The organism is Pseudoalteromonas sp. SCSIO_11900, from assembly GCF_000576475.1.
Classification (GTDB): Bacteria; Pseudomonadota; Gammaproteobacteria; order Enterobacterales; family Alteromonadaceae; genus Pseudoalteromonas; species Pseudoalteromonas tetraodonis.
Map to the genome: position 1 here is coordinate 1,751,274 of NZ_KK070023.1, position 26,786 is coordinate 1,778,059.

General features: G+C 39.4%; 28 protein-coding genes. 13 read left to right on the forward strand and 15 right to left on the reverse strand.

Translation table 11 applies throughout. The features are described from left to right. Positions 1-25: 25 nt before the first annotated feature. Entirely contained in the window at positions 26-2,620 is a 2,595-nt protein-coding gene (locus tag BG00_RS08140) for a TonB-dependent receptor (protein ID WP_036981807.1), read from the reverse strand. A gap of 287 nt (positions 2,621-2,907) precedes the next feature. Next, the gene (gene smpB, locus BG00_RS08145) at positions 2,908-3,387 is read right to left on the reverse strand and encodes an SsrA-binding protein SmpB (protein WP_013465526.1); all 480 of its coding nucleotides are present in this window, start codon (positions 3,385-3,387) and stop codon (positions 2,908-2,910) included. Between the two features lie 148 nt (positions 3,388-3,535). Between smpB and BG00_RS08150 the strand changes: the two genes are divergently transcribed. Further along, positions 3,536-3,976, forward strand: coding sequence for a type II toxin-antitoxin system RatA family toxin (locus BG00_RS08150; RefSeq protein ID WP_013465525.1), 441 nt, complete (start codon positions 3,536-3,538; stop codon positions 3,974-3,976). Then, on the forward strand, positions 3,973-4,296 hold the full coding sequence (locus BG00_RS08155; RefSeq protein WP_036981810.1) for an RnfH family protein: 324 nt from the start codon (positions 3,973-3,975) through the stop codon (positions 4,294-4,296). Before BG00_RS08150 ends, BG00_RS08155 begins: the two co-directional genes overlap by 4 nt. Before the next feature lie 50 nt (positions 4,297-4,346). Here BG00_RS08155 and BG00_RS08160 read toward each other — a convergent pair whose 3' ends face one another. Further along, positions 4,347-4,706 (reverse strand): outer membrane protein assembly factor BamE, encoded by a 360-nt coding sequence (locus BG00_RS08160; RefSeq protein ID WP_013465523.1) that lies wholly within the window; start codon positions 4,704-4,706, stop codon positions 4,347-4,349. 106 nt (positions 4,707-4,812) lie between these two features. Between BG00_RS08160 and BG00_RS08165 the strand changes: the two genes are divergently transcribed. Further along, entirely contained in the window at positions 4,813-5,154 is a 342-nt protein-coding gene (locus tag BG00_RS08165) for a GIY-YIG nuclease family protein (RefSeq protein ID WP_036981812.1), read from the forward strand. A 342-nt stretch (positions 5,155-5,496) separates the two neighbouring features. Here BG00_RS08165 and BG00_RS18530 read toward each other — a convergent pair whose 3' ends face one another. The 4 genes from BG00_RS18530 to ilvC all read right to left on the reverse strand — a co-directional run bounded on the left by BG00_RS18530 (position 5,497) and on the right by ilvC (position 9,918). Further along, on the reverse strand, positions 5,497-5,685 hold the full coding sequence (locus BG00_RS18530) for a hypothetical protein (protein ID WP_248473646.1): 189 nt from the start codon (positions 5,683-5,685) through the stop codon (positions 5,497-5,499). A 5-nt stretch (positions 5,686-5,690) separates the two neighbouring features. After that, positions 5,691-6,251 carry a hypothetical protein gene (locus tag BG00_RS08170; RefSeq protein ID WP_253861358.1) on the reverse strand — a complete coding sequence of 187 codons (561 nt, stop codon included), beginning with the start codon at positions 6,249-6,251 and terminating at the stop codon, positions 5,691-5,693. A 119-nt stretch (positions 6,252-6,370) separates the two neighbouring features. Then, entirely contained in the window at positions 6,371-8,290 is a 1,920-nt protein-coding gene (locus BG00_RS08175) for a methyl-accepting chemotaxis protein (RefSeq protein WP_036981814.1), read from the reverse strand. 155 nt (positions 8,291-8,445) lie between these two features. Next, positions 8,446-9,918 (reverse strand): ketol-acid reductoisomerase, encoded by a 1,473-nt coding sequence (ilvC, locus tag BG00_RS08180; RefSeq protein ID WP_036981816.1) that lies wholly within the window; start codon positions 9,916-9,918, stop codon positions 8,446-8,448. A 137-nt stretch (positions 9,919-10,055) separates the two neighbouring features. Between ilvC and ilvY the strand changes: the two genes are divergently transcribed. The 6 genes from ilvY to BG00_RS08210 all read left to right on the forward strand — a co-directional run bounded on the left by ilvY (position 10,056) and on the right by BG00_RS08210 (position 15,394). Then, complete coding sequence (gene ilvY / locus BG00_RS08185) at positions 10,056-10,961, forward strand: HTH-type transcriptional activator IlvY (protein WP_036981819.1); 906 nt, start codon at positions 10,056-10,058, stop codon at positions 10,959-10,961. Positions 10,962-11,051: 90 nt separating this feature from the next. Further along, complete coding sequence (locus tag BG00_RS08190) at positions 11,052-12,098, forward strand: GGDEF domain-containing protein (protein WP_081762895.1); 1,047 nt, start codon at positions 11,052-11,054, stop codon at positions 12,096-12,098. A gap of 111 nt (positions 12,099-12,209) precedes the next feature. Continuing rightward, positions 12,210-13,049, forward strand: coding sequence for a MipA/OmpV family protein (locus BG00_RS08195; protein ID WP_248532832.1), 840 nt, complete (start codon positions 12,210-12,212; stop codon positions 13,047-13,049). 13 nt (positions 13,050-13,062) lie between these two features. Then, the gene (locus BG00_RS08200) at positions 13,063-13,428 is read left to right on the forward strand and encodes a DUF3019 domain-containing protein (protein ID WP_036983411.1); all 366 of its coding nucleotides are present in this window, start codon (positions 13,063-13,065) and stop codon (positions 13,426-13,428) included. A 14-nt stretch (positions 13,429-13,442) separates the two neighbouring features. Then, on the forward strand, positions 13,443-14,135 hold the full coding sequence (locus BG00_RS08205; protein WP_036981824.1) for a response regulator: 693 nt from the start codon (positions 13,443-13,445) through the stop codon (positions 14,133-14,135). 26 nt (positions 14,136-14,161) lie between these two features. After that, positions 14,162-15,394, forward strand: a complete 1,233-nt coding sequence (locus BG00_RS08210) for an ATP-binding protein (protein ID WP_036981826.1) — start codon at positions 14,162-14,164, stop codon at positions 15,392-15,394. Positions 15,395-15,504: 110 nt separating this feature from the next. On the opposite strand, the gene BG00_RS08215 is transcribed toward BG00_RS08210, so the two are convergent. Beyond that, positions 15,505-15,726 carry a DUF3820 family protein gene (locus tag BG00_RS08215; protein ID WP_036981828.1) on the reverse strand — a complete coding sequence of 74 codons (222 nt, stop codon included), beginning with the start codon at positions 15,724-15,726 and terminating at the stop codon, positions 15,505-15,507. A 287-nt stretch (positions 15,727-16,013) separates the two neighbouring features. Continuing rightward, positions 16,014-17,585: a cation:proton antiporter family protein gene (locus BG00_RS08220; RefSeq protein ID WP_036983412.1), complete on the reverse strand. Its 1,572-nt coding sequence runs from the start codon at positions 17,583-17,585 to the stop codon at positions 16,014-16,016. Positions 17,586-17,894: 309 nt separating this feature from the next. Here BG00_RS08220 and BG00_RS08225 point away from each other — a divergent pair, with 309 nt between their 5' ends. Next, positions 17,895-18,638, forward strand: coding sequence for a sporulation protein (locus BG00_RS08225; protein WP_013465509.1), 744 nt, complete (start codon positions 17,895-17,897; stop codon positions 18,636-18,638). Positions 18,639-18,690: 52 nt separating this feature from the next. Continuing rightward, the gene (locus BG00_RS08230) at positions 18,691-19,134 is read left to right on the forward strand and encodes a GNAT family N-acetyltransferase (RefSeq protein ID WP_036981829.1); all 444 of its coding nucleotides are present in this window, start codon (positions 18,691-18,693) and stop codon (positions 19,132-19,134) included. Between the two features lie 54 nt (positions 19,135-19,188). On the opposite strand, the gene BG00_RS08235 is transcribed toward BG00_RS08230, so the two are convergent. The 6 genes from BG00_RS08235 to BG00_RS08260 all read right to left on the reverse strand — a co-directional run bounded on the left by BG00_RS08235 (position 19,189) and on the right by BG00_RS08260 (position 25,022). Continuing rightward, positions 19,189-20,544, reverse strand: a complete 1,356-nt coding sequence (locus tag BG00_RS08235) for a sodium-dependent transporter (RefSeq protein ID WP_036981830.1) — start codon at positions 20,542-20,544, stop codon at positions 19,189-19,191. 204 nt (positions 20,545-20,748) lie between these two features. Beyond that, positions 20,749-22,038, reverse strand: coding sequence for a sensor histidine kinase (locus BG00_RS08240; protein WP_036981831.1), 1,290 nt, complete (start codon positions 22,036-22,038; stop codon positions 20,749-20,751). Positions 22,039-22,124: 86 nt separating this feature from the next. Next, entirely contained in the window at positions 22,125-22,829 is a 705-nt protein-coding gene (locus tag BG00_RS08245; RefSeq protein WP_036981832.1) for a response regulator, read from the reverse strand. A gap of 57 nt (positions 22,830-22,886) precedes the next feature. Then, entirely contained in the window at positions 22,887-23,273 is a 387-nt protein-coding gene (locus BG00_RS08250) for a DUF3019 domain-containing protein (protein WP_016899250.1), read from the reverse strand. Then, positions 23,263-24,120: a MipA/OmpV family protein gene (locus tag BG00_RS08255; RefSeq protein WP_036981833.1), complete on the reverse strand. Its 858-nt coding sequence runs from the start codon at positions 24,118-24,120 to the stop codon at positions 23,263-23,265. Before BG00_RS08255 ends, BG00_RS08250 begins: the two co-directional genes overlap by 11 nt. A 92-nt stretch (positions 24,121-24,212) precedes the next feature. Continuing rightward, positions 24,213-25,022, reverse strand: a complete 810-nt coding sequence (locus BG00_RS08260; protein WP_036981834.1) for a hypothetical protein — start codon at positions 25,020-25,022, stop codon at positions 24,213-24,215. A 115-nt stretch (positions 25,023-25,137) separates the two neighbouring features. Between BG00_RS08260 and BG00_RS08265 the strand changes: the two genes are divergently transcribed. Further along, positions 25,138-26,289 (forward strand): serine hydrolase domain-containing protein, encoded by a 1,152-nt coding sequence (locus BG00_RS08265; protein ID WP_036981836.1) that lies wholly within the window; start codon positions 25,138-25,140, stop codon positions 26,287-26,289. Then, a complete protein-coding gene (locus BG00_RS08270; RefSeq protein ID WP_036981837.1) occupies positions 26,289-26,777 on the forward strand; it encodes a SixA phosphatase family protein in 489 nt (162 codons plus the stop codon). The genes BG00_RS08265 and BG00_RS08270 overlap by 1 nt, the downstream gene beginning before the upstream one ends. Positions 26,778-26,786: the final 9 nt, after the last annotated feature.

A 26,786-nucleotide genomic window follows, 5' to 3' on the forward strand; every position in this document is an offset into this window, starting at 1 on the left:
GGCGGTTTTTTTTATTGCTTTTTAATTAAAACGAAAAGCTCACTTTAGTGTAAATATAACGACCTCGAGGGTTATGTACACCCGATGCGTAACCATACAGATCTGAATCACCGTCACCAATTGCAAACGGTGGCTCTTCATCAAATAAGTTGTTCACACCTAGCGATACTTTAGCTGACTCAGTAATACGGTATGATGTTTGTAAATCTACCAGTACTTGTGAATCAACAGTACGCGATGTATTACTATCGAAGTCTAAGTTACCATCGAAGTCAATATCTGGCGTATCTTCAAACTCACCCACATAACTAATGTTCATGTTTGTGTTGAACTGACCAATTTCCCAGTTAGTTGAGAAAATCCAGCGGTGCTCTGGGTAACCATATTCACCGGTATAATCGCGGCCGTCTTTTTCAAATTTATCTTGATAAGCCCATTCTAAATTGAATTTTAGTAAGCCTAAATCATCCAGTGAGTGATTGTAGTTTGCTGAAATATCAACGCCCGAAACTTCTTGTGATGACACGTTTTCAAAAGTACTAAAAATCTTTTGAATAGTTCCTAGGCTGTCTGTACCTGATGGTGGTAAGCGAACACATACGGTACTATTTTGGTTATTACACTCTGAGTTGTAAATTGGACCAAACTCTTGCTCATCAATTTTATTGTCTTGGGTGATACTCCATACATCTACACTCAAACCAAAGTCAGTTGTAGGTGCCCAAATAAAGCCGACGTTCCAAGATTCAGACTCTTCAGCCTCTAAGTCAGGGTTACCGGCAAATTCAATGTTGTAATCTAGTGCATCACAATCTTTACCCGTTGCGTCACAACGGTAATTATCGATAAAGAACTGGCTCTCTTGAGATGGCCCTAAACCTACTTGTGCAAGTGACGGAGCTCTAAAGCCTTGCGCCCAAGAACCACGCACTGTGATTTCATCTGTAGGTGCCCAGCGTAAAGCAACTTTAGGGTTGGTTGTGGTACCAAAGTCACTGTAATCATCGTAACGACCAGCAAGTTGTAGCTCTAAGTTCTCAGCAAGTGGAATTGAAAACTCTACATAGGCAGCGTATTGGTCACGCTCTGCTGCAGCTGACACAGACTCGGTACCAAAGATTAATCCTCGTTGGAATTGATCATCTGGCGTATCCGTTACGTCCTCTTCGCGGTATTCAATACCGGCCGCCATCATGACAACATCATCACCAAAGCTAAATGCTTCACCTGAAATGTTAGCATCGAACGACGTCATATGAGACTCGCCTTGACGAACCAAGCTCGTAGTAATTCTATCAATTACAGCCGGATCGTTGTAAGTGCCGCCGAATGGGTTGTAGTTACCAGCGTCAATTTCTTGCTGTAAGAAGTCGGTACGTACCCAACCTTGTGAGCGATTGCCTGTTTGTAACGACTTACTACGTCCTTTTTGTACCGCTGTTTCCCAGTTCCAATCGTTTATTTCACCTTTTAAACCGGCAACAAAACGTAATGTGTCTGATTCGATATCCCATTGACGCGCACCCGCATCTACGGTTCTGTAACGACCTATTTCAATATCTTGGCCGAATGGGTTATTAGGGTGACTACCTGGTACTGTTAAACCCGCATCTTCATCAAGTGGCGTTGGGGCACCTGCTGCAATTGAGCTGTTATGCTGAACGGCCATTTCTAAGAAGCCCGTTATGCCATTATCAAAGCGGTATTCAAATTGTGAAATAGCACCTACACGTTCTGATGCCGGTGCAATATAGCCAAATGGACCATAGTCAAATAAACAACTGCCACTTGGTGTTGCATTTTCTGCAGGACACGCAGGGTCAATTGTTTTAACGCCATCAACATAAAAGTAGCCTGGGAAGCCACGTGATGAACGAAAATCTTCACCGCCATATGGAGATTGATTAGCAGTACCTAAACGCCCCATTTCATCTGATGATAAAGAGGTGTTTTTAAAGTAATCAATAATAACGGATGCGCTACTTTTTGCACTAGTAGTACCCCAAACAATACTGGCTGTAGTTTCTTCATAGTTAGGGCCATCTGTGCCGCCGTAACCTAAGTTTACTTCAATACCGTCAATATCTTTTTTCAAGATAACGTTTACAACACCCGCTACAGCATCAGAGCCATAGATTGCTGAGGCGCCATCTTTTAAAATATCAATACGTTCGATTGCTGAAACAGGAATACTGTTGATATCAACGAATGAGTTGGTGATCCCTTCAGCAAATGCGCTGATTGCAACACGACGACCATTAATAAGTACCAAGGTAGCATCGGCGCCTAAGCCACGAAGGCTGACGGCAGCTGAGCCATTTGCGGTTGAGTCTTGGTTATTACCACGAGTTGAAAAGGTACCATTACCTGCAACAGGCATTCTTTCAAGAAGCTGTTGTAGGTTGTCATAACCCATGTTTTCGATGTCTTCTTTATTAATAGATTGTACTGGAGACGGGCCTTCGATGTCCGAACGCTTGATACGAGAGCCTGTTACTTGAATACGTTCTACTTTTTCTGCAGTTTGCTGTGCAGCATAAGTCGTTGTGCTAAAACCTGCTGACAATGCGATAGTAGCACCGATGATTAAGCTTGGTGTAAATGCAATTGATTGCTTCATCCTTAAGTCCTTGTTGATATGTTATAATTTACTTGTTTTACAAGTCTAATTATTAATACCATGTAACTTAAATGTTAGCAATTGGCCGCAAAGATGATTTTGTTATCTGCACTAATATGTACTGATTTTCTCAATAAAGGTAAACGATAGGATGCTCGCTATTTGGCGCTGTAACGTGATTTAGTTATTATTGATAAACAAAACGCCGAGCGACTTTAATTTGTAATAATTTGTATTTTCCTAAAAATTTAAAAAAAAAAGCCTAACATGATGTTAGGCGTTTTTATTTAAACTTTATGTTTCATTAAGCGTTCTTTTTCACGGGACCAATCTTTATTTTTACCGTCTTCACGTTTGTCATGCATTTTCTTACCTTTCGCTAAATGGAATTCAAGCTTTACCCAGCATTTTTTCCAATACATAGCTGTGGCAATTAATGAATAACCATCACGCTCGGTTGCACCAACCAAACGGTCAAGTTCACGTCTGCTTAGTAATAATTTACGATAACGCAGCGGGTCGCAAATAACATGGGTTGATGCACTATTTAAAGGCTGGATTGTGCTGCCTAATAAAAACGCTTCACCGTTTTTAAGATGAATATAAGTTTCAGAGATATTTACTTTACCTGCTCGGATACTTTTTACTTCCCAGCCTTGGAGTTCAATACCTGCTTCAAACTTGTCGTGTAAAAAATACTCGTGTCGCGCTTTTTTATTTAGCGCGATGGTATTACTTGTCGATTTTGATGAATTTTTCTTAGCCATAGTGCCCTATAATATACGTTATACGAGATGTTTTACATCGATTTTTTTAAATTATACATGCAAAAGCGAAGGATTCATTTAAGCGCGATGAAAGTTTGGGGAAACGCACAAAGCTTGCTAAAATTCCTGCACACAGTTGGGAGTGAGTATGCCACAAATAGAAAAAAGTGCGCTGGTTATGTACAGCACTAAAGAGATGTTTGATCTAGTCAATGATGTAGAAGCTTATTCGCAGTTTTTACCTAATTGTTCAGACTCAAAAATTATTAAGCAGCATGATAATAACATGACCGCCAGTTTAGAAATATCTAAAGCCGGCATAAAAAAATGGTTTACCACTGAAAATACGCTAATTGATGAGCAAACGGTGATGCTTCGCTTAGTTGATGGGCCTTTTAAAACCTTACAAGGTCGTTGGCATTTTCAGCAATTAGATGCACATGCGTGCAAAGTACATTTACAGCTAGACTTTGAATTTTCTAGTAAGTTAATAGAGCTTGCGTTTGGTAAAATTTTTAATGATGTGGCTAAAAATATGGTGAGTGCCTTTACTCAACGTGCAAAAGCGGTATATGGAGAGCGTGCATGATCAATATTGAAATTGTGTTTGCGTTGCCAACGAAAGCAACCACGTTAAATATAGAAGTATTCCAAGGTACCACCGCAGAGCAAGCAGTGATCCAATCAGGTATTATTAAGAAGTGCCCTGAGATTGATGCAACCGCTTTAACTTTAGGTGTATGGAACAGAACGGTAAAGCTTAATCATGAGCTTAAAGACGGCGATAGAGTTGAAATTTACCGCCCATTAATTGCCGACCCTAAAGATGCCCGCAGAAAGCGCGCCGAAAAAGCCAAAGAAGAGGGCCGCGCAAATAAAGTAACTGGTGGCCGACCGTTAGAACGCTAGATACAAAAAAGGTGAGCCATGCTCACCTTTTTAAATTAAACCCAAATGGCTTATTGCTCTAAAGGGGTTGTAAAGTTTTCTGGTTGCTCATAGTCACCAGATACCGTTACCAACTTTTCATTTTCAAAGTTTAATACTAATGATTTATATTGTTCATTAGCGCGCCCTTTATTAAAGCTGTAAACGTAACGCCAAGTATTTTTATCGAAGGCGTCTTCGGCAATCGGTCTGCCTAGTACATAAATTACTTGCTCGCGAGTCATATTAACGCGAAGCTTATCAACGTCTGATTGTTCTAAAAAGTTACCTTGAGGGATGTTGATTCTGTACACCCAGCTAGAACAACCTGCGGCTGAACTAAGCGTTAAAGCGACAATAAGCCAAAGAGAAAAAGTTTTTAACGACTGCATTGTTAGTTGTGATCCTTATTTTTTATAATCTGCATGATACCGATTAGTCACTCAAGGTAAAACCCTTTTGAGTAATTGTTTTTGTTTAGCGCGTTAAGGCGAGGTTTTGACCATTAATAATCAAAAAAGTTTAAACGATGAGTTGTGCAATAGTAAAAGTAAACCGGTTGTTTGGTCACTGTATATTGTGCAAACACGGTTTGGTCATTGGTATACCGGCATTACAGTTGATGTAGCGCGTCGTTTAGCAACGCACCAAGCGGGTAAAGGGGCAAAAAACCTCAAAGGGAAAGGACCGCTGGTGCTCATTCATCAGCAACAAGTTGGGACTAAAAGCGACGCAAGTAAATTAGAATATGCGATTAAAAAACTTCCACGGGCAAAAAAAGAGGCTTACGTTGCTGCTTTTAAGGGGGGACTGAATACCTCAGGGTTTGTCAAAAGCTGATTAATAAATGCCTCAATTAGCAATACCGCTTCTTGATAAAGAGTAGTGTTAATATTTTCGAGCGTATTTTTTGCTGTTTTGTTCGCAACAATATTTACGCCTTGCGCCTTAGAAAACAGCCCTGATGGATAAGTAAAAGGTTGTTCAATAACTGTTAGTTGATGCTCTTTAAAGCGTGCTTTTAAATATTCTCTGGTGAGTAAAGCCGAGTGACTATTCGTTTTTCTGCCTGCTAATTTAGAGCTGGTTAGCGTTGTTAAATCAGTGAATAACTGCGGCTCAATCGGCTTTGAGAGTCCACTCCAACTTATAAAAAATACAATGCAGGTTAAACTAAATAATTTAATAATGATTCGCCTTAACGATAAGTGATTTTAATGCGATGAGTTTATTATCATAGCGTTGTTTGTCATGTGTAAAGTCTGCTTTTTTTCTGGCTTTACGCAAATGAAATTCCGCCCTAGCTATATTATTTAACTCAAAGTAACTTCGCGCCAGTCCAAAGTGGCTTTCATGTAAGGTTGGTGACATGGCGGTTACCCTTTTTTTGAAAGCAATGAGGTTGCAAAACGGGCTTGTCGGCTATTGGGGTCAAAATCAATAATTAAACGCTTATTACGCTGATAAACAAGTGAGCTGTCTTTGAGTTTCGTTTTATTGTCTATGGCAAGGTTGATATGCCCAGTGAGTAAATTAAACCCCTGATTTAGTGACCAATACTCCGGAATGTGTACTTTTTGAAAGCGGGCCTTAAGGCCTAAATGTTCGGCCAAGCTATACGCTAAAATAGAGAGTGAAAGACAATTGGCATTTAAATTTTGATAGCTTTGTGACGCAGTTTGAGTGCTGGTAGATTGATAAGATAGTGAGTTATCACCATTTGTGAGTAAAAAACTAAGTACACTATAGGCAATTTCATCAACTGATTTACTCGATTGTACGTAAGCATTTAATTGCTGTTTGAGGTCGTCGTCGAGTTGAAATATTTGTTGCTCAGACTCTACAAGCTGCTGTTGTAATTGCATGGGAGGAGTAATAGTGGGGATTGGCACACTTATATTGGCGTTATCTGTTGTGCTACAAGCACACAGAGCCATCAGGCACAATCAGTAAATAATGTTTACCTTGGAGAGTATTCATATACACCTCTGTACAAAAAACACTTAAGTATAGTGGTTATTTTGTACAGAGGTTATTTTTTAATGTAACACTCTATCTAACGTTGCTGATTAAACGTAGCAACGAGTGCATCAAGTGTCTGTGCGCTGGTGGCTAAATCACGAATTGCTTGCTCGGTATTGATTTGTTCACTCATTGATTTATCACTGATCTCATTTATTTGCTCAATACTACGACCCACATCATTCACAACGCTATTTTGCTGTTCTGTAGCGGTGGCAATTAGAGTTGCCATATCGTTAATTTCATTGGCTGTTTCAGTAATGGTATTAAGTAACTCAACCGAGTTTTGCATTGCGCTAACGCTTTGTTGGGCTTTATTTTTTGATTGGCTGATATCATTTACAACATCATCTGAAATTTGAGTGAGCTCTTCAATCATAGATTGAATTTCAGTGGTTGATTGCGACGTACGATTTGCAAGTGCTCTTACTTCATCAGCAACGACAGCAAAGCCTCGTCCATGTTCACCAGCTCGGGCAGACTCAATAGCTGCATTAAGTGCCAATAAGTTGGTTTGTTCAGATATACCTCTAATTGAATCCACAATACTAGCAATATCAATAGTCTTTTTAGAAAGTAAAGCAACTTGCTCGGTTATGCCGTCAATGTCGCTGGCAAGGGCTGAGATTGTCGTTTGGCTTTGTAACACTTGTTGATGGCTTTGCTTGGTGTTATCGCGGCTATCGTTGGTTAACTTAGCTGCATTGGCAGCACTTTGCGCTATTTCTTGCACTGTAGCGCCCATTTCATTAATGGCTGCTGCAACTGAAATAGTTTGCTCTTTTTGCTTATCAAGGGCTAAGGAGTTTTGCTTGGCTTGCGCAAATACATGATCTGAGCTGTGGCGAATTCCATGGCTTTCATTGGCTACTTGCACAATAGCGGTTTCTATTTTTTCAATAAATTGATTAAAGCCGGTGGTTAAATTATTTAGCTCAGGTTGGGGAGATGTTGGTAAGCGATAGGCTAAGTTTGCATCGCCACGCCCTAAACGCGAAAATAGCTCAGCCATTGTTGATAACGGTGAAGCTAAAGAGCGAGCTAATAAGTAACTGATCATGCTTGCGATTAGCGCAGTGATGATAGTGAAGGTGAATATTTGCCACTCTAGGATATTTACACTAGAAAACACTTCGCTTTTTGGGACTTGAGCTAATACAAATAAGTCAGTGTTTTTAATCGGTGTAGCTGCAATGAGTGTGGCTTGCCCGTTGATATTTACTTCCTCTAAAGCGAAGCCATTTTTATCAAGTAATTTGTTATGAATATTAGCGCTGTAAATACTATCTATATTCACCTTAGCGACTTTGTCTGCATCTTTATGTAACTGTATTAAGCCGTTTTTATCGGCAATAAACACAAACCCTGATTGCTCAATTTTAAATTGTTGTAGCAGCTTTTGCATATCTGTAATGCTTTTTGCTAAGCCTGCCAAGCCTAAACCATTAGGCTGTTGGTGGTTAACAAACATTTTTACATCGTTTTCAGACTCTTGATAAATACTAATTGAGTAAGGTTGCTTTGATTGAGTAAAAGCAAAAAACCAGCCATCTGCGGCATCATTTTTTAAAACACGTAAAAAGCCATCTTGGTTCCAATATTGTGCGGTGTTTTTATTCGCCCACGAAGCCGTGGCAAGATTGTATTGATCAACCAAGCGATTGAGCTCTTTAAGTAATAGCGTGTCGTTGTTGTTGCCAGTATTTGCCCAATTTAAAATATAGGTATTGGCCGAAAGTTGCTTTGCAGCCCCAAGAAGTTCATTGATCTCGCCACCAATATGATTACTTATTGTTTGTAATTTACTTGGCAGTTCTGATTCGATCATGCGTTGCTCAATAATATTTTTTGAGTTATGCAAAGACGTCAAACCAATTAATACAGCAACACAAATAGCAATAATGCTTCCAAGCGCTGTTATTTTTTGAGTAATAGAGAGATTTTGTATCGTCATGATAATGCTTATATTTACAACTGAGGCAATGAGAGGAATTATTTTAGCACATTATTTATTTTCAGCTATTGATGATTAATTTGCACTTAAAAAAGCCCACAGCAAAATGCAAGTGGGCTTGGTTTCTAACAAGTGAAAGTTCTAGGACCCTTGGGTTAAACTATTTTTTTCATTGCAGACATGTAGCCGCGTAATTTTGCGCCTACTTTCTCAACAGGGTGCTCACGTAGAGCCGTATTTATTTGAATTAAAGTTTGGTTATCAACTTGATTACTTTGCTCATTTAAGCCCTTACCAATAACATCAGTATCAATACCTTGCATAAATTCTTGTAGAAGCGGCAAACAGGCATGGTTATATAAATAGCAGCCGTACTCAGCGGTATCTGAAATAGTGCGGTTCATTTCAAATAACTTTTTGCGTGCAATAGTATTGGCTATCAACGGCGTTTCATGCAGTGACTCATAATAGGCAGATTCTGCAATAATACCGGCCGCTGTCATGGTTTCAAATGCCAGTTCTACACCTGCTTTTACCATTGCCACCATTAAAATACCGTGGTCAAAAAATTCTTGCTCAGCAATTTCTACATCGCCTGCAGGGGTTTTTTCAAAATGAGTTTCTGCAGTTTCAGCACGCCATTTTAGTAAGTTAGCGTCATCATTTGCCCAGTCTTCCATCATTACACGTGAAAATGTGCCATCGATAATGTCATCTTGGTGTTTGTTATAAAGAGGGCGCATAATTACTTTAAGCTCTTCACTTAGCTCAAACGCTTTAACCTTTGCAGGGTTTGATAAGCGGTCAAGCATGTTTGTCACACCGCCATATTTAAGTGCTTCTGTGATCACTTCCCAGCCATATTGAATAAGTTTTGAGGCGTAACCGGCATCAATTCCTTTTTCAATCATTTTGTCAAAACATAAAATAGAGCCAGTTTGTAGCATGCCACATAAAATGGTTTGCTCGCCCATCAGATCAGATTTCACTTCAGCGATAAATGATGATTTAAGTACCCCCGCGCGATGACCACCTGTACCTACTGCATAGGCTTTTGCTTGTGCCAAGCCATGGCCCTGAGGATCATTCTCTGGGTGAACCGCAATTAATGTAGGTACGCCAAAGCCGCGTTTATACTCTTCACGTACTTCTGACCCCGGGCATTTTGGTGCAACCATAATAACGGTAATGTCTTCACGAACTTGCATGCCTTCTTCAACAATATTAAAGCCATGTGAATAGGCAAGGGTTGAGCCGTGTTTCATTAATGGCATGATGGCATTAACAACTGCAGTATGTTGTTTATCAGGTGTTAAGTTAAGTACTACATCGGCTGTTGGGATTAACTCTTCATATGTACCCACTTTAAAACCATTGTCAGATGCATTTAAGAATGACTGACGACGCTCAGCAATGGCTGAATCACGTAGTGTATAGGCTACATCTAAACCAGAATCACGTAAGTTTAAGCCTTGATTTAGGCCCTGTGCGCCACAGCCTACAATTACCAATTTTTTACCTTTAAGTGCAGCAACACCGTCGTTAAATTCGTCTGCGCCCATAAATTCACATTGTGCCAATTGCGCTAATTGTTCGCGTAAAGGTAAGCTATTAAAATAATTTGCCATGATAAGTTTCCTATTAATTCAGTTTGTTAGATGCATTGCTTTTGCTTTGCTTGGAATAACAATATGGAAAATCTTTTCTTGCGTAAAATGATATATTTGAATTAAAGTGTTTCATAATGTGAAATACTGGTGTTGTTATGGATCATAAGCATTTAAATTACTTTTTGGCGTTGGCAAAAACGCTTCATTTCTCTCGTGCCAGTGAGTTATGCCACATAAGTGCGCCCACTTTAAGTCGTAATATTAAGCAGTTAGAAGATGAAGTAGGGGTGATGTTATTCCAGCGTGATAATCGCAGTGTAAAGCTTACCCGCGAAGGCGTTGCATTTAAGGAGTATGCCAGTGCTACGCTTAATAATTGGCAGCGCTTTAAAGCTAATTTAAACGAACCGCAACAACATATTTATGGCAATGTGAGTCTTTATTGCTCCGTTACTGCATCCTACAGTTTTTTGTATCATATTTTAGAGCAACTGAGAGCTCAGCATCAGCATATTGAAATTACCTTAAATACGGGCGATCCCGCCTTGGCTATTAACCGAGTGTTAGATGGACATGAATCTATGGCCATTGCAGCCAGACCCAGTAAATTACCTGCACAAATTGCATTTGTAGATATTGGCTACTCGCCATTGGTATTAATTGCACCCACTATTCAATGTCCGATCACAGAAAAATTAGCCACTAGTAGCGAAACTATTGATTGGTCTGAGCTTGAATTTATTGTTGCTGAACAAGGATTTTCAAGACAAAGGTTGGAGCAGTGGTGGCGAAAAAATAATGTGCAAGGAAAAATTTACGCGCAAGTGGCAGGGCATGAAGCTATGGTATCTATGGTGAGTTTAGGGTTAGGCGTGGCCATGATCCCAAAAATTGTACTCGATAATAGTCCGCTTAACGATAAGGTTCAGGTTTTAGAGTATAAAGGCGAGCCACCACAAGGGTTTAAAATTGGTTTGGCTGTATTACATAAAGAACTAAACGACCCTGCTATTAGTGCGCTTTGGAATATTGCACAAAATATGGGGGAAAACATAATATAGGCTTGCTGGATGATAAAAAACTGTTAATATAAACCGCTGGTATTTATGTGTTTATTAACATCTTTGTTGTGATGTCTAAGAGTTTTAATTATGGATAATACGGTTTCACTTGCTCATTCTGCCCAGTGTTTAAAAAAAGCCATTCCGTTGATGGTTAAATACAAAATGCCTGTAACGCCAATAAATTATGCTATTTGGTACTGTTATGTACAGGGCGACAACCCACAACTAAACACAGAGCTTGATAAAGTCATCTCTTTGCACAATACGTGTTCAGCTCAAACCGCCCAAGAAATTTTTAATAAGCATATTAATGACGAAGAGCTTGCATTTTTTCAACAAATGTCTGAAAGGTTTCATGGCACCGTAGAGCAAATGCAGTTTGATCTTAGTGACTCCATTCAATATTCGAAAAGCTTTACTACCTCGTTAGTTGATTCACAAAATGAATTAAAAACGCTCTCTAGTATTAACTCATTTAATGAGATCCTTTCTTGCGTTGAGCGCCTAACTGACGAATCAATTGCGATGCAAGATTACGCCCGTGGATTCCAAACCAAATTAGCGCAAGCGTACAACGAAATTAAAGATTTAAAAGAAGCGCTTAGCGTGACCCAAGAAGCGGTTGATAAAGATTCCTTAACCGGATTATTTAATCGCGGTAAGTTTGACACAGACATTGTTGAGTTTTGTTTGAACGCCTCTTCACAAAATGAACACGGTAAATTAGCGGTGTTGATTATGTTCGATATTGATCATTTTAAACGTTTTAATGACGATTTTGGCCATCAAAAAGGCGATGAGGTATTCAAGCTAGTCGCTCAAAAAGTGCAAAATAGTGTACAAGAGCAATACAGAGCTTATCGTTTTGGTGGTGAAGAATTTTGTATTACGGGTTACTTTGAAAGCATTAATGATGCGATGGCATTTTGTAATCAGCTTCGTTTGAACATTGCCAAATTGACGATTCGTAAAAAAGAAGACAGTAATAATAAACGTAATATTTCAGCCAGTTTCGGCATTGCTTTAATGGAGCCTTTTAGTAAGAGCTGTTTATTAGTTGAAAAGGCATATAGAGCACTTTATTTAGCTAAAACCCATGGTCGTAATCGGGTCGAAATAGCGGCCGATATGTAAACGTGTTCTGTTTGTATCAAATTTGTTAATGATTGTAACCCTCTAGAGCTTGTGTTCATACTACTTGCTACTATAGGGTCAAAGCCACTTTATAAACTAGCGATTAACTTCATGCGGTTCCATCTGAGAATAAACATATGCCTGTTATTAGTGCTATTAAGCACTAATGCGATTGCTCAGAAGCAGCAACATATATCCACTGATGAGCTTAATCTTAGTGTGAGTGTTGGTGCTGGGGTGATCACAAATCCTCTGTATGGTGCAGATAACATCCCCTTAGTTGTTATTCCGCAAGTGGCCTATTATGGTCAAAATTGGTTTTTTGATAATGGCCGTCTTGGTTATTCTTTTTTACAAAGCAAACAACATAACGTTAGTTTTGTGTCAGAAATTAACCCTGAGTCACGCTTTTTTATTGATTGGCATCCACAAAATATTTTCCCCTTTAAAACAACCGCTGAGAACGAGATATTAGAATCGCTACACTCTGATTCACCGCGTCAAGTAAACATAAATAATATACAAAAAAGACGAGTCGCACTTGATGCCGGTATAAGCTATTTTTTTGTAAAGCAGCAGCAAGTATTTTCTGTGCAATTATTGCATGATGTAAACAGTGTTTATAATGGCTACAGAGGATCGTTGCAATGGCAATATCACCATGAGTTTAAGCAATTAACGTTAAAGTCGACGTTAGGCGTTAATTACAAATCAGCCCAACTAAATAACTACTTTTATGGTTTAAATAGCGCTGAATCTATTCACGGTGAAATAGAAGTTGGTAGTAGTTGGCAACCTTATGCTAAAATCGACGCCCGTTGGCCTGTAGATGGAGTCAACGCGCTTCGTTTTCATTTAGCCTATTATGATTATTCAGCAATGGATAGCAGCCCGCTTTTTGAACATAACTATTCAATGACCGCCTTTATAGGATTCGAACATACATTTTAATATGAAGTGTTTTATGTTGGTTGTGCTTGCAGCTTCATTTTTTAGCAACGCTAGCGTTGCAAAAGCCTCTTCACTTAACGTATCACCCAAAGTCTGTGTGGTTTCCGAACAACAAGAATTTTGTGATCTTGAGTTAAAATTTAAGTGGCAACTGTCAGCCGCTAGCGATGTGTGTTTATACCAACAAAATACACAATTGCAATGCTGGCAAGGTGTCAAAAAAGGCCAACTTAGTTATAAAGCGCGTGTTCAGGTGGAGACCATATACTCCCTGATTAATCCCCATACAGGTGTATCGTTAGCGAGTGTGCAAATAGAAGTGCAAACCGCATACGCTAAGAAAAAACATCGGCTACGCTCACCTTGGAGCTTTTTTTAATTTAGGAGCAGTAAATGCCAAAGATATTACTTGTTGAAGATGATTTAGGGTTGCAACAATTAACCAAAGACTATCTTGAGCATAATGGCTTAGAAGTTGACGTTTTAGAACGCGGTGACGAAGTGTTCCCTTATCTTAGTGAAAACCACGTCGACTTGATCATTTTAGATGTAATGTTGCCAGGAAAAGATGGCTTTAGCGTATGTCGACAAGTACGCGATAAATACACTCTCCCTATTTTAATGCTAACAGCAAAGGGTGAAGACTTCGATCAAGTCATAGGCTTAGAACTCGGGGCTGACGACTACGTTATAAAACCGGCAGAGCCGCGTGTACTTCTTGCTCGAATTAGTGCATTGCTTCGCCGTGGACAGCCAAATGTTAAAGCGATTGAAGAACTTCAATTTGGTGATTTATCAATAGATAAAACCAGCCGCATTGTAAAGCTAAGCGGTGTTGAAATTGTCCTGACTTCTCATGAATTTGAATTGCTGTGGTTATTGGCTTCAAATGCTGGTGAAGTGCTCAGTCGAGAGCATGTCCATCAACATATGATAGGGCGTGAGTACGACGGGTTAGACCGCACGGTGGATGTTCGTGTATCACGTATTCGTAAAAAGCTCGGTGATAACAGTGATAAACCATACCGTATTAAAACGGTGTGGGGGCAAGGCTATTTATTTGTATCAGATGCGTGGGATATGTAATAAATGCAAGGTATTAGGCTAGGTTAATGGGAAAGCTATTTATAAGCCTTTACGTGTATATTATTGCCTCTTTGTTTATTGTTAGTGGTGTTATAGAGCAGTTTTGGCCCTATGATGAATCTCAGCAAAGTGTATTGTTAGATGACGAATTTGGGCAGTCTTTATGGCTGCTTTCGCAAACCCCAGATGGGCTTGAGCAGCTTAAACATAATTTTGATAGCCAAGTCATTGCCCAGCAAGATCTGGTGCTCCCACCAGAACAGCAAGCACAACTATTTCAAAACCATTACCTTTATTTATATGATAAACAGCAGCGTATCGTTTGGTATGTAACGCTAAATAATTCACAATTGCTACAAGTAGGCCCTGTAGGTGTTAAACACAGCAGCTCAGGGACTGTGTTACCGTATTTACTGGTGTTGTTTATTATAAGTTTACCAATAGGTTTGTGGAGCTTTTTGTTGTGGCGAGACTTTGCAAAGCTGAGTCATGCATGCGAGGCAGTGGGCGGCTCGCAAGATTTTCAATTAAGCGATGGCTCAAAGTCATTCTTCTTACCCATCACCGATACATTGCAAGTAATGCAGCAACGTATTGAGTTTTTACTGAGTGCTCAGCAAGAGCTCACCTCTTCTGTATCTCATGAATTTAGAACGCCATTAGCGCGGTTGAAGTTTGCTATTGCAATACTCGAGGATAAAACCCATGATACCAAAGCACAGCAATATTTATCTGACATGCAAATGGATATTCATGAACTTGAGTCCTTGGTATCTGAAATGTTGGAATATGCCCGTTTAGACACACAGCAACCTAGTTTACAATTAGCGCCTTGTGATATCGTTGCATTAATTAAAACTAATATTGAAAAAGTAAACTTTGATACCCGTATTAAACTAACAACAACGCTCCCCACTCAATTTATTTACTCATGCGATAGTCATTTTATGTCGCGGGTGCTGCAAAACTTAATCAGTAATGCACTTAAACATGCCTCGAAAAGTGTACATATTAGTTTAAGTACTGCCGATGAAAAGTTACTGTTAGTGGTTGAAGATGATGGCCCTGGTATTGCCTTCTCTGAGCGCGAAAAAGTATTTAAGCCGTTTACGCGCTTAGATAAAAGTCGTGATAAAAAAACCGGAGGGTTTGGGCTAGGGCTGGCGATAGTAAGTAAAATTGTGTCATGGCATAAAGGGCAGTGCGCAATTGAAGACTCAACACTTGGTGGGGCTAAGTTTATTATTAGCTTAGACTAGTAAATCCCACACAATAAAAAAGCGCCTTAAAGGCGCTTTTTTGCGGTTTAAAACCAAAAAATCAACAAGTAGCAAATAGATAGACAGGCCACTTATAGAAAAGTTCTATTTTATTTACTATTTTTTTCTAGTAATGGCATCAACATTTGCTCTAAACCATTAAGCTTCACTTCGTACATCATTGCAAGTTGAGAGCCGAGCTTGCTATCAGGAAAGCCTTGCTGTTTAAACCACACTAAATAATGCTCAGGCAGCAAAAGTAAGGGACGTCCCGCATATTTACCAAACGGCATAATGGTATTAATAGCGACTTTAAGTTGTTGAGGATCCATTATTGACATCTTTTATGAATTGAGGTGCTAAGTGTAAGGGATAATAAAGAATTAAAATAGGCTGTAACGGGCAAGTAACAGCCTATTGATAGAGGGAGTAGGCCCTCTAATTTGAGAATCTTATTGGTTAATTAAAAGCAAGGGGTCCAGTTGTGTATATTTTATTTAAATACACACTTAGGTATTAGCTTTACTAAACCAACACTGACATTTTACCTTATATTTAAACCAATAAAATACGCAGATGTAAAGGAATGTAAATGCAATCTATTTGCATCTAAACCCTATTAAGAAAACAGGGTTTGCTTTACATGCTCTGCAAAACCGCTACCTGCTTCTAAGTAAAAGTTGTAAGTAGAGTCTATTCCCATTTCTTCTAATTCTTTTTGCTGATCGGGGTAGTTGGCAATCGCCGTTACTTGTCCTTTATAACCCGATGCTTGTAATTGCTCTAAGGCAAAAATATTTTGCATGTGCTTAGGCATAGTTAGCATTACCATTTCAACGTGGGAGTGGTTAACACGTTGCCAAAAATCAGGATCGGTGGCATCGGCAATTAATACTCGGCGACCTCGCTTTACATGCTTATCAACTACCTCAGGCTTAATATCAATACCTGCAACAACATCCGGATGAGTTGCGTTTATTGTTTCATAGGCACCTGTGCCAATTCTACCCATACCAAAAATAACAATTTTTGTGTCATTTAAGTTTACTGGGAGCTCTTCAGCTAAGCGGGTTTTGCTTTCAAACTTTAATAAAAAGCGTTCAATTTTAACGTATAGCTCGTTAGAGCGTTTATTTAAAGGAGAAGCAATTACAAAGGTGATCGACACCGCAATCGCAATAACAGCAAGCCACTCAGAGGTAACCATGCCGGTAGATGCGGCAACTGCACACACAATCAAACCAAATTCGCTAAAGTTAGCTAGGCTAAATGCTGTTAACAAAGAGGTACGCGCACGAAGTTTAAATAGGTTGGTTAGTATGTAATAAAGCAGGGTTTTAATTGGAATAATTAATACCAGCACTAAAGCGACGACTAAGGAGTGGGCAGTAAGCTCTGCACTTAAACCAATGCTTAGGAAAAAGCCAACTAGCAATATATCTTTTAGGCTAAGCAATGACTTAGACAATTCACCGGCTTTTTTGTGTGGTGCGAACATCATACCTACAATCAAAGCACCTAAATCACCTTTGAGACCTGCAAATTCAAAGGCGTTATAACCTGCTACTAAGGCAAAGAAAAACCCAAATAGCGGCAGTAATTCACCATGTTTAGAGCGGTTTAAAACCCAGTACATAACAGGGCGAAATAAAGGTAAGGCAATAATTAACCCTAAGGCCCAAATATTCGGCAACTTACCGGTACTGACCGCTAAAAATATAACCGCAAATATATCCTGCATAACTAAAATACCAATGGCTATTTTACCGTGCAGGCTTGCCATTTCACCGCGCTCTTCAAGAACTTTTACCGCAAATACGGTGCTTGAAAAGCTCAGAGCAAAACCAACTAACAGCGCACTTTGCCAACTTAAATCGACGAATAATGGCAGTGCAAAAATACCCAGTAGTAGCATAAAGCCACTAAATAAAGCGCTGCTTAGAATAATATGTAAGGTGGCCGGAGCCCAGACTTGAGGTTTTATTAAATTTGAAATTTTAAGCTTGAGGCCAATACTAAAAAGTAGCAGTGTAACCCCTAAAGATGCAATTGTTTCCAGCAGTTCCGTGCTTTTATAACCCGCTAAATTAAGAATAAATCCAGCCATAAGAAAGCCGATAAGTGGCGGCAATTTTAGCTGGTATATACCAAAACCGCAGACGAAGGCGGTAGCAAAATAAATTAGTTCCATAGTTATTAATACCACTTTTTTAGGCACTGTAGTGTAGCGAAAAACAATGCTTATTGACAATTAATCTATTTATTTAACGCAGTTAGTTACGTGATAGAGAGTATTTATCAAATGATTGCTACTGTCAGTTTATGCAGAGGTAAAGTAGCTTCAATGTATAAAAAATGCACATATATGGCTAGTTTTATGGTAAACAGCATGTAAATAGCAGTTTTTCGCTGACAAGAGCTTTTAAATGTGGTTAAGATGCCATAACGAAGGAGTTTAAGCGTAAGCAAACATTAGAGTTGCTTAGCTTAAGGAGAAAATATGTTTAAAAAGATTTTAGCATCGGTAGGCATTGGTGCCGCCAAAGTAGATACTATTTTAGAGACCGAGCATCTTCAGCCAGGGCAATTATTTAACGCGCAAATTGTAATTACTGCAGGTGATGTGAGCCAAGAAATTACCGGTTTAGACTTAATGTTAGTTACCCGTGTAAAAGTGGCGAGTGAAGACGGTGATTATTTCACTAATCATGTGATTGACCAGTGGCGCATTACCGATATTGGTATTATTGAGCCCGGTGAAGTAAGAACTATTCCGTTTGAAGCCCGTTTACACTCAGAAACGCCTATAACTGAAATTAATGCAGGTTATAATCAATCTTATGTATGGTTAGAAACAGGCCTTGATATTGACCTTGCGCTTGATCCAACAGATAAAGACCATTTACACATTTATCCTAATGAAGCGGTTAAAACATGCATGCAAGCGATGGAAAAGCTTGGTTTTAGCTTAGTTAAAGCCGATGTAGAGCAAGGCCATTTACGTGCCCCTACTTTTCAATCTGTGTCGGGGTGTTATCAAGAGCTTGAGTATCAGCCTAATAGCCGCAGTTTGTTTGGCATAAAAGAAATAGAGTTGTCGTTTATTCCTGAAGCACATAAAACCCATGTATTAATTGAATTAGACAGAGCGTTTAGAAGTGATGGCTATGTTGATTTAACCATAGAGCATGATCATGTTAATTTATCGCAGTTATGTGATCAGTTAGAACGATTATTTGCTTAATCGCTTTAGGGGCTTACTTTAGGTAAGCCCCTGCAATAAAAAAGGTGTTTAAATGGCGTTTAAATGTGAGCCATTCTCTGCGCTCGATTCCCAAACCCTATTTTCAATCATGCGTGAACGTGTCGACGTATTCGTTGTAGAACAAGCATGTCCTTACCCCGAACTTGATGATCACGATATCGCAGACACTACACGCCATGTCTATTTACTTGATGGGCAAACAGTATATGCCTATGCCCGTTGTTATGAAAAAGATACTCAATACAGTGCGATAGGGCGTGTATTGGTTGCTCAATCACAGCGAAGTTCTGGATTAGGCAAACAGTTAGTCAATGAAGCAATAGCATGCTGTAAGGCGCAATGGCCGACTCGCGATATTTATATTGGCGCACAAACCTATCTACTGAATTTTTATCGTTCATTCGGTTTTGAATGTGTTGGTGATGAATATTTAGAAGATGGTATACCCCATCAAGATATGATTTTAAAGCAGTAGTATTGCTCCACTAAAAAGGCCCACTGATGTGGACCTTTTTTATGCATCTTATAACTAGCTTAGTAGGGAGTGCAAAAACACTAAACTAATCGCAACAGGGCATACAAACTTGGTATACCAAGGCCATATTTTCCAAAATAACGTATTATGCACCTCAGGGTTACCTTGCTGAATCGCTTTAAGTAGTGACGATCTGTACCAGATCCAACCTACAAATATACAGCACATAAGCCCTAATAAAGGTTGTGCAACTTTGGTTGTTAGGGTGATCACTAAGCCAAATAAAGTGCCTAGGTTACACACTATAATAATGCTCACTATGGCAATTAAAGCGCCTATTAACCACGTTGCTTGAACACGTTTCATCGCAAAGCGTTCTACCGTGTACGACACTGGCGCTTCTAGCATGGAAATAGATGAAGTTAGTGCGGCAATACTCATCAATGCAAAAAAAGCAAAACCAACAAATAAACCTACACCACCCATGCCATCAAATAAGGCAGGCAATACCTGAAATACGAGAGTATCTTCAGAGAGAAGTTTACCTGTAGTTGAAGAGAATATTTCAACACCTTGCGCTTGTGCCACGTACATAGCAGGGATGATCAATAAACCCGCTACAAACGCTATAAACACATCAATTAAGGTTACATACGCGCCAAGGGACACAAGGTTTTCTTTTTTACTGATATAGGAGCCATATATAATCATCACACTGGTGCCCAGTGACAATGAAAAGAAAGCTTGGCCTAAGGCACTCACTAACAATGTAGGGTCAAAAATAGAAGAAAAGTCAGGGACTAAGTAAGCTTTTAACCCCTCAACAGCGCCTTCTTGAGTCATCACGTAGGCAATTAGGGCAAACAAAATACCGAGCAGAGCGGGCATTAAGCGTTTAGACCATTTTTCGATGCCGTTTTCTACACCGCGGCTGATAATAGCAACAGTTAAAATAATAAATAAAACAGTGAAAAGAATATTACGAGTAAGCGATTGCTCACTTAACCATAAAGAGGCGGTATCAGCCCCGACCAATGTGGTTACCGGTTCTAAAGTGGCACTTAACATCCAACCGGCAACAATGGCATAAAAACTTAAAATAAATCCAGCACATAAAATACCACCAAAACCAACAGCAAAGGCAAATTGCTTTTGCCATGGTCGCGTGGTTAATTTAGTTAATGAAGAGACTGCATTAGCTTGCCCATGGCGACCTATCATCAGCTCTGCCATTAAAGCCGGATAGGCTAAAAAGAAAGCCAGTACTAAATACGCGACTAAAAAGGCAGCGCCCCCATTACTTGCTGTTTGGGTCGGAAAACCCCAAATATTACCCAAGCCAACAGCTGATCCTGCCGCAGCCATTATAAAACCAAAGCGGGAGCTAAACTCACCTCTTACTGCACTCATATTATTCTGCTTCTCTATTTTTTCGACGCCGTGACAATCTACTGGAATTGTAATTAAATAAAAAGTGCTTATTAGTCTGTGTTGCACAATTATTGCGTTTTATTTAGCTGTATAAATAACACGTGCGTATTTTGATTATAAATAGCACAATTTTTTTAATTATATTTCGCTTATCAGCTGTATTGAGCATCTTTGCATTGTTGATTAATGTTCAAACTGAGCGATGGTTAATGTGAAGCAGGCACCTGAGAGTCGTTCACTTTTACTCACTTTTACAGTGCCATGATGCCAATCGGCAACTTTGGCGACGATTGCTAATCCCAAGCCATAACTATTATCACTGCGATTACGGTGGCTGCGTTCACGAAAAAATGGGCTAAATACTTTATGATTATTTTCTTGAGCAATGCCTGGTCCGTCGTCGGCGATGTTCACCACCAGAGAACGTTCTTGTACTGAAGCGGTTACTTGAATGCTGTGATTTGCAAAGTCGCAGGCATTATTAATTAAGTTGGTGATTGCTCTTGCCAGCCAATGTAAGTCAGCATAAACGGTATGATCATCACATTCTAAAGAAATATTAAGCGAGCGAGAGGTTATTCTAGGCTCAAGTTGCAATACAATATCACTTAGGTATTGTTTAAGGTTTGCTGATGAGTAAGTAAGCTTATTCGCATTTTGCTCTAAAGTAGCAAACGTTAAATAGCTTTTTAGCATTGACTCCATGTGATCCAAGTCGGTTTCCATGCGAGTTAAATAATGCTTTATTTTACTCTCGTCATGACTATCAAGAGCGGCGTCGACACCAAAGCGTAAGCAAGCAATTGGAGTTCTAATATCATGCGATAAGCTGGAGGCCATTAGCTTGTTTTCAGCAACTAGCTTTTCAATTTGACTCGCCATACGGTTAAAGGTCAGTTCCACATCTTTTATATAGGTAAATCGAGAGGGGGTAATACGCGCTTTAACATTACCAGATGCAAATTGCTTTGCTGCTTCGTTTAACACCGTAAGGCGCTTTGCTAAAGGGGTAATAATAAAACCCATAAAAACACATAAGCCAGTGTAAAATAATAGCGTTAAAATAATATCGTTTCGTTGTGTGGCCTCATAAGGTTTATCTAAACGCATGGTTAAATGATAAGGACTTAACTCATCATTTGTGTAGAGCATATAAAAGCCTTGCTCATCTTCGAGTATTAATCCGCCTTGGGTTTGCATTTTATCTAATAGCGCTAAGGGCAGTGCCAGCGACTGATTTAATTTGTAGTTAAGTATAAGGTCAAAGTCAGCGGCTAGTTTTGTTACTTGTTGTGGGCGAGCATCGGGTTTAAGCGCCGTGAGCTGTTTACTTAACCCGACAATAATCTGGCTTTGAACGCTAAACTCATCCAAAGGCGCATGCGCTTGTTGGCTAAATGCATCAATAAGCCAACCTAAAACAATAATTGAAAGCAGCGCACTGCCAAGTAGTGAAATATAAAACTTTTTCATTGATGCTATTCCATAATAGGCTGGGTGTATTGAAGTGACTTTTATTACTATCGCGCTAATTACTTTAAGCACTCAGGCATTAAAATTTACCACGCTGCAGTCACAAACAAATAACCACGTCCCCAAATGGTTTTAATTTTTTCTGGTTTTTGTGGGTCATCATGAAACTTTTTACGCAAGGCAGAAATAAGCACATCAACGCTTCTATCTAGGCCATCATATTCCCTGCCTTTGGTTGCTTTAAACACCGCATCGCGTGATACAACTTGTCCTGCATTACTGGCTAAGTAATGCAGTAATAAATACTCTGCGCTTGAAATGTTCACATCCTGTTGGTTAAAGGAAACGTTGCGTGACTCGGTATTAATACTTAATTGACCGATATTGATCATATTTGCTTGATCATCGGTTTTAGGCGTGTCGCTACTGTAGCGCAAGGCCGATTTAATGCGTGCAAGCAATGCGCGAGGGCGTACCGGTTTTATTATGTAATCGGTAGCACCGACTTCCAGCCCAATGACTTCATCCATTTCTTCATCGCGGGCAGTAAGCATTATAATTGGGGCATGATAAAAGCTACGTAGCTCACGACATACACTAATACCATCAAGCCCTGGCAGCATAATGTCGAGTAAAATAAGTTGTGGGTTTAAACGTTTTACTTGGCTTATAACCTCATCACCTCGATGACATACATGTACAACATAGCCTTGCTCTGTTAAATACTCAGTGACCCACTGTGCAAGAGAAATATCATCTTCAACCAGTAAAATAGTACCGTAATTATCCATAAGCTTTCTTCGCATACCTAAATGATGTTTAGCTATCATAATGTTTATAGTGTGTGACTAAAATAACCGCCAACGCCGCTTTTTTTGCCTATTTTGATACACCCATTGTAATTTTACTTCTGTGACGGCAATGACTTGTGATGTATTACTGTCAAATAGTTCAAACGAAATACTTTGCGTTGAGTCAAAAGCATAATTAAACGAACCTTGTCGCTGTTTAAGCCAGCACTGCATAATGTACTTTGAGGTGGCATCGCGTAGACAATAGTTTCCCACCTCTACTTGCTGCCATGACAAAACAACATCGGCGTAACAGTGACGTCCTTCACGTAAGGCCACACAGGTATCAGGTACTGCACTCAATTGAGCGGGTATTTGCACTGGGGCTGCCAGCAAAGAGCCTGAATAACTAAACAATAAACAGTAAAAAAATCTAAAGTACATAACGCACGCCTACCTTGGCTTTGTGTTGATATCCTTGGGAAATAATTGGGCTGTCATCAATTTCTTTTGAAAACCACGTCGTTAACCAGCCTGCTAAAAAGACCCAATCTTGATTAATGGGGTATTCAGCATGAAATTCAAACATAATACTAGTACTGGCATTGGTTTGATAAATAGGGCGAGTTGCGTTTGCTTCATCGCTATCAATACCAAAATAATAGTTTGTAAAATCTGCAGAGTAGGCACTTAGGCCAATACCAGAGCGAAACTCCCAATTACGCCAAGGCTGAATATGACTAAAAAATACGTTTGCCACCCAGCCATTATGAGCACCAGATATATCATGTAAGTATTCAAGGGAAATTTGTGAGTTTTCAAATCGACGTGTTAATCGAAGGCCGGTATCAAAATCATAGTTACGTTTTTTGATACCGCGTAGTGGCTCAATAATGCCATCGTTATAAATACCTAAGCCTTGTTCGTCAAACCCGGCTTGCGAATTAGTGCCTAATAAATCAAGGCCCCAATCGTATTTGTTAATTAAGCTATAGCCTAAAACAAGTCCACCGCTGAGTTGATTATGATCAAAATCAAGGTAAAAATTATCGTAAGAAACTGCAAGGCTTAAATCTAACTCGGCGCCAACATCATAAGAATTCATGCCCACCAAATAAGAATCTTCTATGTAATAACCTGCTCCCGCACTCCAGTCCCAAGCAAACCCTGTAGTGGGTTCCAATGTGTTATCGGCATAGTAACGATTGCTTGCTGTGCTCTGGCCACTTAAAATGAGCGCAAACAATAAGGCTGCACAACGGAAAAAATGTCTTTGTGGGAAATGCTTCATCCTTGGAACCTAAATTAGAGTTTGCTTAAAAGGGTAGTATATTGTCAAACTCTAGGCTAAATCTGTAAAAAAATGTAGCAGTCGTCCTGAATTTACTGAACCTTAATTTTATCGATAAGTATGCTGCTCAAGTAAAATTGCATCATGGGAGTTAACGCGCTGATCTCAGTACGTGTGCATGGCCCATTTAATTTAGTTAAACGACTCAATTTAGTGATGGTTTTATAAGCAGGGGCCGTTACTTCATTTTCAAGTTCAGCACGCTTAAGCCGAGCCTGTTCGGTGTTATGTTTATGAATAAACGCAACAACTTCTAACTCGTTAGTGATCTTCTTTTCTTCAGTAAAGCTATAGATTAGAGGCTCACGGTGAAAGCTTGCACTATCTATTGATGATTTGGCAAACCACACTACATCTCCCGTTGCTTTGTGTGTAAGGCGCATACTAACTTGTGCCAGTATATTTGCGCATTGTTGAGAAGGGAATTGCTGTGCTACTTTTGAAAACAATGAATAAGGTTTTTGTGGCTGCGCTAGGATGTACTTTGCATCATCTATAAACTCAAGGTCAACTTGATGAATAGCTAACGTGTAATCACTGTTATCGGTTGTGGTAACTTTTAGTTGTTTATCGTTAAGTGCTTGGCTAATTTGAGATACTAATGTGTCGGTGACACTTGCACGGTCTACGATCACTCTGACAGTCTGATTTTTTTTGATGTTATGTGCAGGTAATTGCACCGATTTTACTTTCGGTGAAGCATGCTCGGTTTCATATTTAAGTTGGTAAGTTTGACTCTTAAGCAAAGGTTTTGCAGGCATTGCTAAAGGTTCTGCAGGCTGCTTAACTACGGCACAACCTGAAGCTAATACAATAAAAAATGATACAACTAAAAAACGCATAAATATTTTACATCCACTCAAAAGCCATTAATCGAACATATTGTACGTTAGTCCGAGCAAAAGTTCATGATATTATAGAGGCTGATTATGACTAAAAAAGAAAAATTAGCTAAGAATGAAGTATTTTAACTCCTTACCCTTTTATTTTTTTGCTTTATGTATTTTAGGGACGCATTTACAGGCAAGTGCAAGCACAGATCCTGACTGGGAAGCTTTTGTTAAAAATTATGGACGCTACGTAGAAAAAAAATTAAAAGTAAAAAAGATTCCGGGCGGAGCGCTTTCCATCGTCAACGCACAAGCGCGTGATTATATACATACTATGGGGCATACCAAAGTGCGCAGTGGGCAAAAAATTAATCCACACACTCGGTTTCGTTTGGCCTCAGTATCTAAAACGTTTGCAGGGTCGTTAGCGGCAAAACTTGCAAATGAAGAACAACTTAATTTGTATTTTCCTGTTAGTCATTACATTCCTGAATTTAAACAAACCGACTACAAAGATGATTTAAAGGTTTTTCATATTTTAAGCCATTCTAGTGGGCTAGTACCGAATGCATACGATAATTTAATCGAATCGCGAATGGGGTATAGCGATATTGTAGAAAAGCTATTAAGTGTAAAACCCATATGCGAACCCGGTGACTGTTATGGCTATCAAAATGTCATGTTTAGTTTAATTGATGACGTGATTTTAAAAAGCACCAACAAAACTTATACTCAGTGGCTCAATGATGCATTTTTTATCCCTCTAAAAATGAACGATGCAAGCTTAGGCTACGATGCCATGGTGCAAGATAGTAACTACGCACACCCTCATGTGCGTGGGAAAAAGCGTTGGTACAGTGCCCGTTTAAAAAAGAATTATTATAAAGTCGCTCCGGCAGCTGGGGTAAACGCCAGTGCGTCAGATATGGCTATTTGGTTAAATGCGCAATTAGGGCAATATCCATCGGTATTATCCTTAGATGCATTGATCACGCAAACGCGTCCTTATACACATACTAAAAAAGAACGCTACAGACGAGTATGGCGAGAGCACATGAACGAAGCCTACTATGGGCTAGGCTGGCGTGTGTATGATTATGATGATGAAACGCTTTATTACCACAGTGGTTGGGTGCAAGGTTATCGCAGTGATTTGGTTGTGTTTCCACACTTAAATGTTGGCTTTAGCTTAATTTTAAATGCAGAAACTGGACTCATAAATGAGCTTACAACTGAGTTTATAAATCGCCTATTAGTATATAAGCGAGAGAAGCAATAATGAACACCTACATAAAAACATTGTTGGTAGCATTATTATTTATTTGCCAACCCGCCTTTTCTGCCCCTGAACAGGTTTACTTGTTTCGACATAGCGAAAAACAAACAGGGGAAAATCCATTTCTAACTGCCCAAGGCCAAGCGCGTGCTAAGCACTTGGTTTCGTTAGTTAACACTTACCCAAACATAACGTTATTCAGCAGTAACTACAACCGCACCCTAAGCACGGCAGCGCCATTAGCCGCGTATTATAATATTAAAGTTATTACCTATGATGCTGCTGATCTAATGACATTGAAAAAACAATTATTAGCACAAAATGGCGTTGTGGTAGTAATAGGGCATAGTAATACCACACCGCAGTTGGCTTCATTATTGAGTAACCAAGCTATTGAAAGTATGGATGAGAGTCAGTACGGGCATTATTATTTAGTGAGTAAACTAGAAAATAATAGTTATGAAGTTAAAACGCTGACAATGGGTTTTTAAGCAGGCATA